Annotated in this window: 15 protein-coding genes and 1 tRNA gene; 8 read left to right on the top strand and 8 right to left on the bottom strand. The window is 51.3% G+C overall.

Features of this window, described 5'->3' with window-relative positions:
- Window positions 1-79 precede the first annotated feature (79 nt).
- Window positions 80-550, bottom strand: a complete 471-nt coding sequence (locus VFO10_RS06615) for a hypothetical protein (protein ID WP_325138303.1) — start codon at window positions 548-550, stop codon at window positions 80-82.
- A gap of 154 nt (window positions 551-704) precedes the next feature.
- Here VFO10_RS06615 and VFO10_RS06610 point away from each other — a divergent pair, with 154 nt between their 5' ends.
- A complete protein-coding gene (locus VFO10_RS06610) occupies window positions 705-1,787 on the top strand; it encodes a two-component system sensor histidine kinase NtrB (protein WP_325138301.1) in 1,083 nt (360 codons plus the stop codon).
- Here VFO10_RS06610 and metH read toward each other — a convergent pair whose 3' ends face one another.
- A complete protein-coding gene (gene metH / locus VFO10_RS06605) occupies window positions 1,788-5,498 on the bottom strand; it encodes a methionine synthase (RefSeq protein ID WP_325138299.1) in 3,711 nt (1,236 codons plus the stop codon).
- Window positions 5,499-5,787: 289 nt separating this feature from the next.
- Here metH and VFO10_RS06600 point away from each other — a divergent pair, with 289 nt between their 5' ends.
- Window positions 5,788-6,114, top strand: a complete 327-nt coding sequence (locus tag VFO10_RS06600; protein ID WP_325138297.1) for a hypothetical protein — start codon at window positions 5,788-5,790, stop codon at window positions 6,112-6,114.
- 53 nt (window positions 6,115-6,167) lie between these two features.
- On the opposite strand, the gene VFO10_RS06595 is transcribed toward VFO10_RS06600, so the two are convergent.
- Window positions 6,168-6,545: a PilZ domain-containing protein gene (locus tag VFO10_RS06595; protein ID WP_325138295.1), complete on the bottom strand. Its 378-nt coding sequence runs from the start codon at window positions 6,543-6,545 to the stop codon at window positions 6,168-6,170.
- Between the two features lie 197 nt (window positions 6,546-6,742).
- On the opposite strand from VFO10_RS06595, the gene trxC reads away from it, so the two are divergent.
- The 3 genes from trxC to VFO10_RS06580 all read left to right on the top strand — a co-directional run bounded on the left by trxC (window position 6,743) and on the right by VFO10_RS06580 (window position 8,841).
- Window positions 6,743-7,180, top strand: coding sequence for a thioredoxin TrxC (gene trxC / locus VFO10_RS06590; RefSeq protein ID WP_325138359.1), 438 nt, complete (start codon window positions 6,743-6,745; stop codon window positions 7,178-7,180).
- 301 nt (window positions 7,181-7,481) lie between these two features.
- Window positions 7,482-7,564 (top strand) — tRNA-Leu (locus VFO10_RS06585).
- Between the two features lie 62 nt (window positions 7,565-7,626).
- The gene (locus VFO10_RS06580) at window positions 7,627-8,841 is read left to right on the top strand and encodes a hypothetical protein (RefSeq protein ID WP_325138294.1); all 1,215 of its coding nucleotides are present in this window, start codon (window positions 7,627-7,629) and stop codon (window positions 8,839-8,841) included.
- Between the two features lie 221 nt (window positions 8,842-9,062).
- Here the strand turns inward: VFO10_RS06580 and VFO10_RS06575 are convergent, their stop codons facing one another.
- Window positions 9,063-10,412: a hypothetical protein gene (locus tag VFO10_RS06575; RefSeq protein WP_325138291.1), complete on the bottom strand. Its 1,350-nt coding sequence runs from the start codon at window positions 10,410-10,412 to the stop codon at window positions 9,063-9,065.
- 787 nt (window positions 10,413-11,199) lie between these two features.
- Here VFO10_RS06575 and VFO10_RS06570 point away from each other — a divergent pair.
- Genes VFO10_RS06570 through VFO10_RS06560 form a run of 3 tightly spaced genes read left to right on the top strand, consistent with a single transcriptional unit; the run spans window position 11,200 to window position 12,332 of the window.
- Window positions 11,200-11,595: a hypothetical protein gene (locus VFO10_RS06570; RefSeq protein ID WP_325138289.1), complete on the top strand. Its 396-nt coding sequence runs from the start codon at window positions 11,200-11,202 to the stop codon at window positions 11,593-11,595.
- Between the two features lie 30 nt (window positions 11,596-11,625).
- Window positions 11,626-11,958 (top strand): hypothetical protein, encoded by a 333-nt coding sequence (locus VFO10_RS06565; protein ID WP_325138287.1) that lies wholly within the window; start codon window positions 11,626-11,628, stop codon window positions 11,956-11,958.
- A complete protein-coding gene (locus tag VFO10_RS06560; protein ID WP_325138285.1) occupies window positions 11,955-12,332 on the top strand; it encodes a hypothetical protein in 378 nt (125 codons plus the stop codon). The genes VFO10_RS06565 and VFO10_RS06560 overlap by 4 nt, the downstream gene beginning before the upstream one ends.
- Window positions 12,333-12,365: 33 nt before the next feature.
- Here the strand turns inward: VFO10_RS06560 and tnpC are convergent, their stop codons facing one another.
- The 4 genes from tnpC to VFO10_RS06540 form a co-directional block, all read right to left on the bottom strand.
- Window positions 12,366-13,748 (bottom strand): IS66 family transposase, encoded by a 1,383-nt coding sequence (gene tnpC / locus VFO10_RS06555; protein ID WP_325138358.1) that lies wholly within the window; start codon window positions 13,746-13,748, stop codon window positions 12,366-12,368.
- Between the two features lie 34 nt (window positions 13,749-13,782).
- A complete protein-coding gene (gene tnpB, locus VFO10_RS06550) occupies window positions 13,783-14,298 on the bottom strand; it encodes an IS66 family insertion sequence element accessory protein TnpB (protein WP_325138282.1) in 516 nt (171 codons plus the stop codon).
- A 2-nt stretch (window positions 14,299-14,300) separates the two neighbouring features.
- The gene (locus VFO10_RS06545) at window positions 14,301-14,657 is read right to left on the bottom strand and encodes a hypothetical protein (RefSeq protein WP_325138279.1); all 357 of its coding nucleotides are present in this window, start codon (window positions 14,655-14,657) and stop codon (window positions 14,301-14,303) included.
- A gap of 80 nt (window positions 14,658-14,737) precedes the next feature.
- Window positions 14,738-15,817 (bottom strand): hypothetical protein, encoded by a 1,080-nt coding sequence (locus VFO10_RS06540; protein ID WP_325138277.1) that lies wholly within the window; start codon window positions 15,815-15,817, stop codon window positions 14,738-14,740.
- Window positions 15,818-15,920: the final 103 nt, after the last annotated feature.

Below are 15,920 nucleotides of genomic sequence, written 5' to 3'. Positions count from 1 at the left end.
GCATCGGCTCCTTGTCCACGGACTTGAGCGAGACCCATCCCTCGGAAAATCTTTGTCAAAAGTCCCAAAAGGCAAGGGACTATTCTTTCAGGAATAAGAGCAAGGATTCGATATCCTCTTGAAGCGAAAGATCCGAACCGCAGCGTTCGCAGACCTGCCGCTCCATCTCCTTTCTCAGGACCGCCTTGCCAACCTTGCAGGTGAAGCCTATGGTCTTTTCCAAACCACAGCTTTTGCACTCAAAATCCGCCTGAAAGGACTGGATCTCAACCCCCTGCGACAGAGCCGGCGTCATGCTGATCTGCTGCAGAAAGTCCATCGGGCAGTGTTCGTAAGCTACCTGGCGACCGTCCCTCAGGACGCGCAGAAAGTTGACCCAGGTACGGATACCCAAGGAATTGAAATATTCCACTTGAGAAAAATTAACCAGGACCTGCTTTTTAATCTGTGGGAGCGTAGCCCGCAGCGCGGGTCCCGCCTGGTCATCAATGGGCCCAGCCAGGATGAGTCTGGTCTGTTGATCCTGCTGCTCCACTGTCACTTGCAGCACGGCGCCTCCCTCGGCAAAAGGTTCCCTCTTATCCAATGTTTCAGTATGCAAAAATATAGGAAAGATAACCAGATCAAAAAGGCAGCAAGAGGCCGGATCGCGCACCCGATCAGTCAGTGGCCAATAACCTTCGAGGTCAAAAGTCAGGGGCCCCATGCATTCCTGGAAACTCGAAAACATCATGTCTCACGCACCTATCCTATGCTTTGTCATTGATAGGGACGAGCAGCTTGTTCTTTTGAACGGTGGACTTGCGACCCAGCTGGGTTTGAAACCCGAAGAGATAGTAGGCAAGCCTGCATTCAAAGCTTCTGCGCTTCCGATCAAGCGAAGTCATTTCCGCAAAGCCCTGAGCGGTCATAGTTTCAGCATAACCCTTTCCCTGCAGGGATTCAGTTACGAAACCAGCCTCAGACCCCTGGAAGAGGGCGGCGAAATCCAGGCCGTAATGGGCATGACCGCCGACATGACGAAACATTTGCAGATGGAACAGTTCCTGGATGATGAGCGGCATCGGCTCCTCGCCACCCAGCGCCTGAATTCCCTGGCCGGCATTGCCAGTGGGCTGGCCCATGAGATTAATAATCCCCTGGCCATCATCAGCGGCTATGCCGAGCAGCTTCATACCCAGGCCCAGGCGGGTCAACTGGCCAGCGATCGTCTGATCTTTTCCACTGGCAAAATCGTGGAAGCCTGCGACCGCTGCCACGCCATCATCGAAAGCCTCAAGCATTTTGCCCGTGACGGGTCCTACGATCCTTTCGAATCCTGCTCGGTGAATGAGATCATCGCCGTCGCCCTTCAGCTCAGCGAACAAAGCTTTCACGCGATGGGTGTGAAATTGGAGTGGCAGCCGCTCCTGCCGGATATCGGACTCAAAGGCCGTCGTCTGCAGTTGATTCAGGCCCTCTTCAATGTGCTGAGGAATGCCTGCGAGGCTTCGCTTCAGGTCAAGGAACCCAAGGTCAGCATTCAGGTGCTGGATCACGGCGATCGGGCGAGCATTGAAGTGATGGATAATGGACCCGGCATACCCGAGTCCCTGCGGGTGAAAATCTTTGAACCCTTCTTTACGACCAAGGATCACATGCGAAGCGTGGGTGTGGGCCTGAGCACGGCCAAAGGCATGATCGAGGAACACGAGGGCCGCATCAGCTTTATCAGCAGCCCCGGTGCCACCTGCTTTTCCATATCCCTGCCGAAGGTCCCGAACCGGACCACCCGCAGTGCCTCCTGATCAGTAACCTTTGTTCGGCTGCAGCCACCTTTCCACGGTGGCGAGATCCAAACCCTTGCGTCTTGCATAATCTTCCATCTGATCCCGATCGATCGAACCCACGCGGAAGTATTCCGCTTCGGGATGCGAGAAGTAGTAGCCCGACACGGATGAGCCAGGATGCATCGCAAAGCTTTCGGTCAGACGAATGCCGGCCTTCTTCTCCACATCCAGAAGCTGCCAGATCGTGCCTTTTTCGGTGTGATCAGGACACGCAGGATAGCCCGGCGCCGGGCGAATGCCGCGATACTGCTCCTTGATCAGATCCTCAAGGCTGGTCGTCTCCTGGGCACCAAAGCCCCAGACTTTTCGCATCTTCTTATGAATCATCTCGGCCATGGCTTCGGCCATGCGATCCCCAAGGGCCTTGATCATGATGGCTGTATAATCATCATGTTTCTTTTCAAAGGAGTGCGCCCACTCCTCGACTTCCGAACCCGCGGTGACCGCAAAGGCTCCGATATAATCAAGGCGCCCCGAATCCCGCGGCGCGATGAAGTCGGCGAGGCACATGGCCGGCTTGCCTTCACTGCGTTCCTTCTGCTGCCTCAGGAAATAAAGGGTTTTCAGAACAGAACTGCGCTGCTCATCGGTATACACCTCGACATCATCCCCGACCCGATTCGCCGCCCAGAGTCCGGTGACCGCACGGGCATTGAATCTTTGATTCTTGATGATGTCTTCCAAAAGTTTCTGCGCATCATGGAAAAGTTCCGTGGCCTGAGGACCCCAGGTTTTATGCGTCAGGACTTTCGGATAAAGCGCCTTGATATCCCAGGTCCAAAAGAAGGGCGACCAGTCGATATACGCAGCGATTTCATCCAGCTTCAGGTCTTCATGCTCCCACACCCCAAGGCGGGTCGGACGATCAATCGTCACTTTCTCCCAGTCGGTGGTATAGGCCTGACGACGGGCTTCCTCAAGGGACATGAACTGGCTTTCCCTAAGGGACGCGGCATGACGCTCACGCAGCACCTGCTGATCGACCTTGTTCTTTTCCATGAAAGCCTGACGCCGATCCGGACTCATGAGGTCATTGCACACTTCCACGACAAGCGAGGCATCCGCCACATGACAGACGGCGCCCTTATAAGCCGGTGCGATCTTGATGGCCGTATGCGCGCGACTCGTCGTGGCGCCGCCGATCAGAAGCGGGATATCAAAACCCTGTCTCTGCATTTCACCGGCGTTATAAATCATTTCGTCGAGCGAAGGCGTAATGAGCCCGGACAGACCGATCATGTCCGCGTTCCATTCCCTGGCCTTGCGCAGGATCTCTTCGCAGGACACCATCACACCCATATCGACGACTTCGTAGTTGTTGCAGGCGAGCACCACACCGACGATGTTCTTGCCGATATCATGCACATCGCCCTTGACGGTCGCGATCAAAAAGCGGCCCTGGCTTTTGCGGGTTGAGACAACCTGAGCCTTGGCTTTCTCCGCTTCCATGAACGGCTGCAGATAAGCCACGGCTTTTTTCATCACGCGCGCGCTCTTCACGACCTGAGGCAGGAACATCTTGCCTTCACCGAAAAGACCGCCGACGATTTTCATGCCGTCCATCAAAGGGCCTTCGATCACATCCAAAGGCCGGGGCAGCAGCTGCCGCGCTTCTTCCGTATCGGCATCAATGTGTTCATCCAGGCCCTTGACCAAGGCATGGGCGAGGCGTTCCCGCACCGGCAGCTGACGCCAGGCGTTCTTGTCGGAATCCTTGGCCGTACGGGCCTGATCCTTGAATTTTTCCGCGTAATCTATGAGGCGTTCGGTAGCATCGGCGCGCCGATTCAGAAGAACGTCTTCCACCATCTCTTTCAGAGTCGGTTCGATCTCTTCATAGACTTCGAGCATCCCGGCATTCACGATGCCCATATCGAGGCCGGCGCGAATCGCGTGATAAAGGAAGCAGGCGTGAATCGCTTCGCGAACCGGATTATTGCCGCGGAAACTGAAGGAGACGTTGGAAATCCCGCCGCTCGTCAGGGCACCAGGACAGACCTTTTTGATTTCACGAACGGCTTCGATGAAGTTGACCGCGTAATCATTGTGCTCGTCCATGCCGGTGGCGACGGTCAGAACGTTCGGGTCAAAGATAATATCATGCGGATCGAAGCCGACCTCTTCGGTCAGGATGCGATACGCGCGCTGGCAGATGCGGACTTTCTCGTCCTTGGTGGCTGCCTGGCCCTGTTCATCGAAGGCCATGACCACGACCGCCGCTCCATAGCGCTGCAGAAGCCGCGCCTGCTCGACGAATTTCTCTTCGCCTTCTTTCAAGCTGATGGAGTTGACGATGCACTTGCCCTGCACGCAGCGAATGCCGCGTTCCAGGACCGACCACTTCGAACTGTCGAGCATCACCGGAACCCGGGAAATATCCGGCTCCGCGGCGATCAGATTCAAAAAGCGCTCCATGCACGCTTCCGAATCCAAAAGGCCCTCGTCAAAGTTAATGTCAATGACGTTGGCGCCGCTTTCCACCTGCTGACGTGCGACGGCGAGGGCCGCATCGAAGTTGCTTTCCTTGATGAGCTTCGCGAAACGCGGCGAACCCGTGACGTTGGTCCGTTCGCCCACCATATAGAAAAGGCCGGCGTTCGGCTTGATGATCAAGGGTTCCAGACCGCTCAGGCGAGTCGCTGGTTCCACGCGTGGCAGAAGGCGCGGCTTATGCTGCCGCATTTTCTTCGCGATGGCATTGATGTGGTCCGGCGTGGTTCCGCAGCAGCCGCCGACGATATTGATGAGCCCGCTGCCCGCGAATTCATCGAGCAGGGCCGAGGTCATATCCGGCGTCTCATCATAGCCCGTGTCGCTCAAAGGATTGGGCAGACCCGCGTTGGGATAGCAGCTGATATGGCATTCGGCGATGCGCGAGAGCATTTCGATGTAAGGACGCATTTCCTTCGCACCGAGCGCGCAATTGATGCCGACGCTCAGGGGCTTCGCGTGCCGCACGGAATACCAGAAGGCTTCCACGGTCTGACCGGACAGCGTACGGCCGGACGCATCGGTGATGGTCACCGACAGCATCACCGGCAGGCGATAGGGATGTTCGTCGAAGAATTTTTCAATAGCGAAGATCGCGGCTTTCAGGTTCAGCGTGTCGAAGGTGGTTTCCGGCAGCAGGATATCGACGCCGCCATCGACCAGACCGCGAATCTGTTCGTAATAGGCATCGACCAGCTGCTGATAGGTGACCGCTCGGTAAGCCGGGTTATTCACGTCCGGTGACAGCGACGCCGTCCGGTTCGTGGGTCCCAGGGCTCCCGCGACATAGCAATCGCGCTCGGGATGCTTCTTTTTGAATTCGTTGACCGCTTCCTTGGCCAGCTCCGCGGCTTTCTTATTCAGCTCGTAGACGATGTCTTCAAGATGATAGTCGGCCTGCGCGATGCTGGTGGCGCTGAACGTATTGGTCTCGATGATATCCGCGCCACCTTCGAGGTAGGCCAGATGAATTTCCTTGATGACATCAGGGCGGGTCAGGCACAGAAGATCGTTGTTGCCCTTCAGATCCACCCGGGGATTGGGAAAACGGTCGCCACGAAAGGCGGCCTCGTCGAGTTTATAGCGCTGGATCATGGTGCCCATGGCGCCATCGAGTATGAGGATACGTTCGCGGAGAGCTGCTTGCAGCTCCTGACCCCGAATGGATAAGGGTTTCATGGAATTTCCTTCTAACTGTCCGAAAGCACATAATCTTAACAGCTTTCGGCAAAATTACCAAAGTTTCCGGCCGGACTCATCGAGTTTATTACAGACCTGTCACAGAAAGGCGTCCTCTGCTGCGAATCTGCGACATTTTGGGCGGAGACTGGTATTCTCCGGCCAGGTAATTTTTGGTCTAAAGCCCTGAAAAGAGCCTGGGAAAGACGGTGCCTCAGCGTCAGATTAGTACAACCGATCTGTCTTCATTAGTTGGAGATAATAGCCGCACACTCATCCAGGAGATGCTATGTACAAAGAAGGTCCAGGCGAACCCAGTCGACTTGAAGACGAGTATTTCTATAAAAAAGACCGCGAGCTGATCGAGAAGATGAAGTCTGCGGAAAAGGCCAAGAAGGATATCCTGGAACGCACAGCGCATTATCATAAATGCAGCAAATGCGGGCACGGCATGGAAGAGAGGGTTCGCGAGGACATCAGCCTTCTGTGCTGCCACCACTGCGAATCGGTGCACATCTCCCTTTCCACCCTCGAAAATCTTGGGCATCACGGCCGGCTGAAAGTCGTGCTGAACGATATTCATGATCATCTGAATAATCTTAAGGAATCAGCCTAAAACAAGGGTAAAACACCCTATAGAGCCAGGTCTCTTGCCAACGGGGATCTGGCTTAGGATTTACGAAGGCGGGCTTGATCGACCTGATCCACCAAGGCTTGCAGCGGTTTGTTTTTGTGGACCGTAATGAGTCCCACGCGAAAACTGGGTTCTTGAAAATCGTAGTCAGCTTCCTGCAATTCACACCACACCACGCTGCAGACCACAGTCAGGGCCACGGGCATTCCAAAGCTCAGCCGCAGGACGTCACCGGCCTTAAGTCGATCGGAGAGCAAAATACCGAGTCCGCTGGGCGAAACATCCCAAACCAGAAAAGGGATATGCGGTTCTTCCTTGCCCTCATCAAAGGTCAAAAGCCCTTTGATTTCAATGGGTAAGACGTGGACCCGAGGTTCCCTTTGTTTTTTAAAGGGTTTTTTGGCTAAAAGCATGTCTCCTCCGCTGCGACTCTACGTCTTCAGTATCGTCTTGGGCGGAAAATTCTTTAAAAAACTGCAGACTTTGCGGAAAAGGAAAGAATCAGGCAGGTTTGGAAGGGTGTCCCTTGCCCTAACAAAAAGCGGACTTATCTTAAAAAAAGAGGAGCTGACGCGGCGCGGATTCGATGCAAAAAGCAGGAGTGACCGTGATGGATAAAACCTATGTAGCCTGTCTGAAATGTCATGCGGTGAATCGCGTGCCCCTGGCGCGAACCAATCAAAACCCTAGCTGTGGTCAATGCAAAAGTCCCCTTCCTATCCATGGCGCGCTTGTCGAGCAGGATCCTCAGGGTCTCCAGGCCTTGATTCAGGCCGCAGATCGCCCCGTGGTGGTGGATTTCTGGGCTCCCTGGTGCGGCCCCTGTCTATCCTTTGCGCCTACGTATGAAAGGGTCGCGGATCAACAGAAAGAGCATTTTATCTTCGCCAAAGTGAATACCGAGAAATATCCGCAGGCCTCGAACACCTATGGGGTGCGCGGGATTCCCACCCTCGTCCTTTTCGACAAGGGACAGGAGAAACAACGCATCTCCGGCGCTCTTCCGATGCCCCACTTCATCCAGTGGCTCGGCCAGGCAGCGGTCTGATCACCCAAGCGGCGGCCAGCTTGCCGCCCTCGTGATTTTTTTAAATTTTCACTTTACAGCCGCAGGGCTTCTCCGCATAATCGGGTCCTCTCGGGGCTTATACCCTGCAGAACTACCAAAGAATGCCTCAGTGGTGGAATGGTAGACACGCTGGATTCAAAAAACTCAGAGTGTATAGGTCCAGAACCATAGGTTTCGGTAAGAATGATCACTTTTTTTGAAATTGGTAGACAGACTTTGATCTGATCTACCGACACTCGACAGAAGCCGCAAGATCCTAAGATTGCAGCCAAAATCAAGTGGGGGTGTGGTGAAATGGTAGACACGCGAGATTCAAAATCTCGTGCGCGCAAGCGTGTGTCAGTTCGAGTCTGACCACCCCTACTCTTGCAAAACTATATGACCTCCGATAAGAACGGCAAGCACCGTTTCTTTCGGGGGTTTCTTTGTTTGTGAAGGATAAGCATCAAGGCGCACATGTCCTCTCGTTCTGGTTTGAGCGAAGAGGAGCAAAGGGTCAGGTTCATGTCTCCTACAAGCTTCTGGACGGCACGAAGCACCGCTGCACGCCCAGGTCCAAGGTTAAGCACTTGGACCCCCTCTCAGACGAACAAATCCGCCAGATCCTGGATGCCCAGATCACAGACCGCTCCGGCCCGGTATTCCCTGACTATTTCCTGAAGCATCGCCCATCGTTCATCAAATACTTGGCCAAGACAGCCAGCGGGATAACGATAGACGGTTATCTCATGTACCTTGGCCGCCATATCTTCCCTTACCTCGGGCACCTCAAGTTCGAGGCGTGGCAGAGCCATATCAGCAAATGGGAAATCTATCTCGAAGGAAGGGTTAGTGATCCCCATTCCCGGAACGTAGCACGGACGGCCATTCGGAAATACCTTAAGTTTCTCCATTCCAAAGACCTCCTGAAGATCATCCCAACGGTTTTAAACGAGCCAGTTAAGCGAAAAGATACCTTCCTTCCCCACGATCGACTGCCCACCGATGATGAGTATATTGCTTGGCTTAGGCTGCTGAAGGGGAAGATTAAATGGTGCTTTGCTGCCAGTATTGCCTTCGGTTTGAGGCCCTCGGAAGCTGCATTGGTAATGCCGGCAGACCTGATTGGAGCGACCGAAGTCAAAGGCTACACCGACCATAAGCACGTTATCAGCCGAGCCCTTCAGCTGGCTAAGATCCAATTGTTCTGCGACGTAACCAAAGCCTATAAACGAGAAACAAAGGTCAAGATCAAGGACGACGACGATGATCCAAAACAAGGTCCCTATATCGCAGCCTGTACCAGTAAGAAGATCGCTAAGTTTCTGATTGAGACTTTTGACCAGGGGATACCAGACGAAGCGGTATCCTATGAAGATCTTTATAACACAACGAAAGTCGAACCGCTGTTTGATTACACACCCCACGACTTCCGACGGGCTCATATCACGTCAATGGCGTTCGAGATTAGCGACTTCTTTCTAGTGGGCAACCTGCACGGCCACCGGTCCGAAGATACCACACGCAGATATTTCCAGTTCGAGATGATGCGCCGCAGAAAATTGGCGGGCAGTAACCTTAAAATCAAGCTCATAGATGATGAAGATGATGCAAAAGAGAACGCAGAAGGATCCAAAACCGACCGAACCGGTACCGATTAAGAAGCTGAACTCGACAGGGACCTCAGCTCAAGATTGCAAAGAGCAACTTGAGTCCAGGCTAAGGACAAGGCTGATGAGCTGATTTGAGACTGAAAGTGAAAAACCCCAGAAGGATAGTCCAGGGCTCTGTTGTCAGGTTATAGGCTTCACAACTGGCAGCCGAATTGGTCGTGGCAGTCCACCACCGGGTAGGGTCTCGCGCCCCCCCCCTGGTAGGTTTCTTATTCGGACAGACACCCTCGGGAAAAAATCCCACTGCAAGGGAGTGCCTTTGGAAAAGGTGCTCCTTCATTCCAGGCATCAGGTCCGTTGTCGAAGTTTTCAGGGTTACCCAAATCAATCGCTCCAGGATTGATGAGGGGGCGTTGCGGCTGACGTGGTAAAACAAAAGAGCTGCTATCAATTTTTACGCCTCGAACAGATGTTCCCAGTCCGTAATTCAGCTTCTTAAGGTAGTCCGTGCAGTAAGCTTTACCCCAATAGGTTTCATCACATATACCCATTTTCAGCATCTGGGTGTTGATCTTTTTGAGTTCCTCTGGTGTCTTGCTGCTGTCAGTCTGCACGACGACTTTTGAGCCAAGTCCCCCGTTTTTTCCAAACTTCTTTTCAACGGCTTTTGCAACGCAGAGCTGCATGGGGCTTAAGTTAAGCACTCCATCATTGGCGACAGTTGATACTGCTGTGTCCGGCTTTTTAGCCTCTTCGTTGTCAGATATCACCTTGTTGGAGGAATCAGAAGCATCCACTGTCTTTGTATCGTCAGGTTTTGACGAGTCGTCCGAAGACACGCGAGGTGGAACTTTCGTAGGTTCCTTTGTCGGCGGAGGATCGGATTTTGGGTGCTCATTCTTCACATTGCCGTTTGAACTGTAACAAGTCGGTTGACCTTTTTCGCAAGCAACATCAGGAGGGATACCTGCCTTTTGAGGATTTTTATAGCCTTCCTTGTACCCCCTGGCGAATTCACTGTCTATCTCAGCCTGGGTTGGGCCTTTCTGGGTGACTGTTTTCTCTGTTCCTGAAGATCCGCCGCGCTCGTGGCCTACTCCAGCATCAACTCCGGTTCCAAAGAGTTTTCCCGACACACCGATGTTTCCATCAGTGGACCAATTTTTGTCTGCTGACGTTGTATTTTGTAACTCCCGCTCGGCTGTTTTTTCCCGAAGTCGCGTCACATATCTTGTCCCAAGCTCTTGACCAGCCTCTTCTCTCATGCCGTCTGACCAATCATGTCGATGGTCACTACCGTCTTTGTCTTTCCGATAGCTGGTATGCCAAACACCGCCGTTAACCATATCCATATATTTCACGCCTGGTGATTTTGCGAGAGCTTTGGCCTGCTCCTCAGCACAGCTGGCAACGATCTCCTCGCCAGCCCAGGCGTTAACTGCGTCCATACAAGATTTGGATTCCTGGCCTGAGACGGATTCCAAAAGGCAAAAAGATTTGATCAGACCATCAGTTTTGTCTGCTGGCTCCCCAAGCGGAAAGATCTGATCTGAATAAGCGGCCTGCGCTGTAGCAAGGGCTGCTGCCGTAATGGCGGATAATATGGCGATAGCTCTCATTTTAGCTCCTTTAAGGTACGCAATATTCGGATACCATCACCCATCTCCCGGGTCAATCCCTTTGCAGACAGCACTCAGACTTGAAATAACAAATCGTTTTCGCCATTCCCTGTCACTTTTGCCAAGGCCCGAACTTGATCAGTCTAGTCTATATATAAGTAAATGAAATAACTTCAATTAATCATCTTCGGAAACGCGGGAGAACCCGTGAGGTCAATTGCCAGCTCTTCCAGACTTCAAAGTTTGTTTCGAGTTGTGCAGGTAAATATCGTCATCCGCCCAGCCCGCGTGATTGCACGTAAATGCGCACGACTACCAAAATGATTAAGCTCGCACTCGCATCGCAGATATATCGAGGTCGATAAAAGCTAGAGACGTAGTGGGTGTTTACCGGGCTGCCCCGCAAGCTAAGGCCGCTTATACACGCGATCCTGATGCGCAGACAGAACAGGCATGGAGACTACGACAGCGGCTTCCACTTGATTCAGTTGTTCTTTTCGCTTCCTATTCTCTCTTCTCTTTTTTGCCTTTTCATCCTTGGTGGGCATATCCAATGATCTCTTTCAAAAAATTGCTCTGCCTTCGTCGTCAACATTCAGGCCAGTCTATCACAGAACAGCCTCATTTTTAAAGGATCAGCAGAGCCCAAAAGCCTTCGAGACGCACCTTCTCCCACCTGAGCGAGCCGATGATGCATTGAGCAGGAACTTCAATATTATCCTTAAAACCTCCTTCGATGCATTGCTCGCTGCATAGCGGGTTAAAGCATGCGTCAGCGCGCCTTTTCATGTCACTTCTTCCGCTCAAAAGGCTTTTGCCTTCGGACACCACCCCCATTGCAGCTCACGGCATGCTTTCGATCTTCAGGCGTTTGCCCGTTGTGTTTGTGAGGGGCAAACCGCCCTTCGAAATCAAAAAATCGGAGGTTTTAATGTACATTTTGAAAATCAGAATCCTTGCAAAGCAGCATCGAATGGCCAGATCGGGCAGTGGGGCCTTTTTCTCTTACAAAGCATTGGCGAGCAGCCCATTTTTCAATTCTGATGGATCTGTCGAGCCCGGCCACCGGCTGATCTACGCCAGCAGCAATCTTGACCTTATAGCTAACGATCAAAAGTATGTGCTGGTGCATGTGAGTGTAAATGACAAGGACCAAATTTGGATATCAGGTATCGCTTCATAAGAAACACATCAGAAAAGCAGGAGTTTGAATATGGTTTTTTCCATTGGTCTTCTCGCAATCGAAGCAATCATTGGACTCCTACTCATCCTCATTCATCTCAGGATCAAAAGAATCATTTCAAAATTCGAAGCAGAAAAAAAATCAGCACACGAGCAGTGTCAGCAAATAAAACTTCATCTCAAACGACATGAAGACATCCTCTCAAACTTTGAATCAGATCGCCTCGCACCTATCGCTAGCAATCTGAAGCAGATACACGCAGATCAGAATGACCTTCTCTTATATTGCACGACGCTTTTTGCTGATCACAATTTTGGAACCAATTTTCAACGCAAAAATCGCAAACATGGAGCGAAATCGTGAAATGGGTTATATCAGTCATTGCTGCAATATCTACAATAGCATGTGGCACAGGTCATCCACAGACAACTGCGCATGAAGTTCATATTGAACAATCATCCGTCATTGTCGACGGTTATTTAATTCAAAATTTCAACATGGCGCTTTCTGAAAATTCCTGGAAGATCATCCAGTCAAACGTCTATACCCTCGAAACAAACGTTCCAGCGTCCTGCCACCCCGTCTTTTTCATCCGCCTAATTCAGCTCTCATTGACTCAAAATAATAAACCTATTCCATCGCTGCCGGAGGATGAAAAGATTGAGCTACAGACTATTCGGAATCTGGACAACAATTGGGATGATGCCGTTCGTATAGAAATCAAGGCTCAAAACTAAAGATTTTCGTGTGCTTTCCGGAAAGAATAAAAATCAGAGATGGGACCTATAGTTCCACGGCAGCCACATCTCAGGGTTCGCATACACCCGCGAACGGTTCTCCTGAAGCGCGACGAGATAGTCGAAGCTGTTGACGTTCGCGCTATTGCAGGTCTTGATGATGGATTGAATGATATCGCCATTCCTTGCGCCGTTCTGGGTTCTATAAAACAGCGAGTTTTTACGATGGCAGATGGCCCACTTGATGGCCTGCTCGGTATCGCTGTTGGACAATGGAACGCCCGGCATTTCCAGGAACCTGGTCAACTCCGGCCACCTTCTGAACGAATAATTGATGGCTTTTCCGAGCGGGGAATTTGGCTCGACATTTCGTTCGGTGAATTGATCCGGCATCCATTGATGAAGACTGTCCAGGGTCGGTTTGCTTAGCTTCAGATGCATGGCCAGTCGCTCGTTTGCCGGCAGTTCTTTGACTTCTCGATCCACGAGATAGACCTTTTGCAGCTCCGAAAGAATATAATTTACTTCGTCTTTGTACGAGGTGCGCAAGTCATAAAACTTGCGTCGAGCATGATCCAGACAATTGGCGACAACGGCATTTTCAGTTAAATTATTGGCGCTTAGTCCATCACACATATGAATGGGCGGTTCAAGATCTTCGGATCGTGACGCGAGGATAGCCGATACGTTAGCCCCGGCCTGCGACGGCCCTGTCACATGCAATGTGATGGCGCGGCCCTTGACATGGCTGATGATGACCGTTGTTTGTGTTCTTTTGATTGGTGGATCCTGGCCATTTTTCAGGCAATTCAGGATTTTCATTTTAGTGTCATCGCTCTGCAATAGTTCACCGTCTGCAGCCATCCGGACAAGGACTTCGTGGACCGGGGCTGCACTGAAAGCCACCTGTTTAATCATGCGATCCTGGTTTGCAGCCGGCAACGCCATGCCTCTGCGTTCCTGGATTTTTGCCAGACGATAGTGGGGAACACCATATTCAAAGCGCATTCCAGCAACCATCGCGTTTGCGCTGGCATTTGCGTCGACGGTACCCGTTTTCATTGAATCCTGGCTATCGTCGACTGTGCGGGACAGTCCTTCACCAGGCGAAGGCGCGGTGAACGAAGTCTTGCACTCCGGACACAGGAGTTTTTGCAGAAGATATATTGTGAGGTGAAGAGGGGCGGTGCCCTCCCAGGCATAGTCAACAGCCGGCTCGGCTTCGTAAAGCCGACCCTTGTTGCATTCGGGGCATTTCTGCTTTGGTTTGAGGTCAGGATGCTCGACAGGAAAACGCTCAGCTCCAGGATAGCCGTCGCGTCCGCGACGGCCATGGCCACCGTTGCCGTCATTTGATTTTTCCCTGGGCCGCTCATCGTCCGAAGCATTGTGCGGCTCGGATTTGACTCCGAACATGCGCCTTAACAAGGTCAACAGGCCGAGACTTCTTTTATGAAGGAGCTGGCGAAGGGTCGAAAACAGGGCCAGGATTTTTAGCAAATGCTCCACATCGCTCGTGGTCAGTTGGCCCGTGCGCAGACGCTCTTCGAGTTGTGCCGTCTCGATCCCGCTTAGGTCGGGATGAAGATTTTTTTTCGAAGCCATTCGGCTCGACTCTCTTCCATGATTCCGGTATTGTCCCACGCGGATCGCCACCGCGCAAAAGAACAAGCAGCTCGCTGGATTCCACCGTGATTCCAGGCTCTTTCTGCTGAAGAAGAGTTTTAGGCCAAAAAGCGAGTCGACCGCTAGAGAGTCGTTTGTGTATCAGATAATATCCTGAGCCATCATAGACAAGCATTTTTACTTCACTTTGACGGCGGTTTCGAAACACAAACAGGACGCCCGATTGAGGATCCTCATTGAAAAGATCCTTGGCAATCTGAGCCAGTCGATTCATGCCACAACGGAAGTCGATTGGGTCGAAGGCCACAAAGATACGCAAGTGCGGCGTCAAGGCCAACATGCTCAGGCCTCCCGCAGAACGCGGATAAGTTCCGCCACTTCCAGCGACGTGGACAATCCGCGGACTGATATTGTTTCACCGCGCGGCGAAGATACTTCGAGAACCAGCGCGCCTGCTGATCCCACGAGGTTAACGGGAGCCAGCCGAATGACGTCGCTGGAACCTTTTGGTTCCCGAATGCGCTTCATGATGGATTCCGAAAGTTTCAGTTCGCGCTGCAGTTTACTGATGGGCATGGACCGGGCGAGAGTCTTAAGGTTTGAAATGATCTCGTCCGGGATCGGCTGCTTTCGGTAGGACCGAGTTTTTCTATAGACTTCGATCTGTTCTTTAATTGTGGCGATGGATGGTGAGTGCATACTGGATCTCCTTTTGTTTCGGAGATCGTCGCGCATTGCTCAGCTCAAGTCACGAATCGTTGCGGAAAGGACACAGATTTTCATGAGGCAAGGATGGTCTCTCCTTTTTCAAACTTCACTTTATTTTTTCTTTTCTTTCTACCTTTTTCGCGAGCTTCCGAGCTTTCCTTCACAAATTCTTCGAATAGTCTCTCGACATCATCTTTTATCAAATCAGCTTCACCTACTTTGTAATACTCCGAATGATTTACCGCAGCATACGGGCGCCACCTCCTTCTTTCATTCTCCTTTTCTTGGTTCGATTTTTTGTTGATATAGCGGTTCCCCAATCCCTTTTTACATTTCTTTGACTCATCTGATTTCTTTGATATAGGTTTGGTATTTTTCTTCTTACACGCACTGGCTCTGACTTTCAGATTTGCCGCACCTCCATTTTCATATTTCTTTAACGAAATATGCATCATTTCTTCTGGAGTTTTCCTCGGTTTTTTGGTTTTCTTTGGTTTATGAACCGGACCTTCTTTCATTTTTGAATATTCATACTCACGCTGACCGTGATTGACGACAACCAACATTTTTACAGCATTTGCCTTAAAGCATGTTGCCCGTTTCGACTCAACAATCGACTGCATGTTTAAACCCTTGGATTCATTCTTTCGGCTTTTTGCGGTGGCTTCAGCCGAAAGGCCCCAAGCCGCCTTCTTTATCACATAACTTGCCAACGAGTCGTTGCCTTGGTCATCTGTCAATGATCTTTTGAATAGGAATACAACACTTCCGCGAATGACACCATTATCATCTCTATACGGCGGTTTTAAGGGTTTTGGCTTAATACCACGCTGCTTGCAAGCTTGACGATAACATCGGAACCACTTCATGTAGAAATAGCAACTCAATTGAAATTCATCCTGAATTTCTTCAGGGACACAACTCATAAGAAGGATATTGTGAAAGTGAAGATTCAGATTATTTCCTTTGACTACTCTTCCTTTGTAATATTTTTCTGCTGAAATCGTCTGCTCTTCACTTCTGAACCATCCCCTAACGAATGAGCAGGACAAAGACCCGTTAAGATGCGTTGTGAATAGGTCACGGACATCTCTCCGAAATTCCGCTTCGACTTTAGAGCTCATCCAAAAACCTGTTGAAATCGTTGCCATAACTTTTTAGAGTCTGCACTTCATTCCTTGCTGTTGTTCTCGACGTGCCGAGGTTGCTGTGGGAAAAAGCTTTGATCGATATCGAATGCCTGATGAACTGTGG

It is taken from the genome of Oligoflexus sp., from assembly GCF_035712445.1.
Lineage (GTDB): Bacteria > Bdellovibrionota_B > Oligoflexia > Oligoflexales > Oligoflexaceae > Oligoflexus.
The sequence above is the reverse complement of the archived record's forward strand: the minus strand, read 5'-3'. Positions and strand labels throughout refer to the sequence as shown.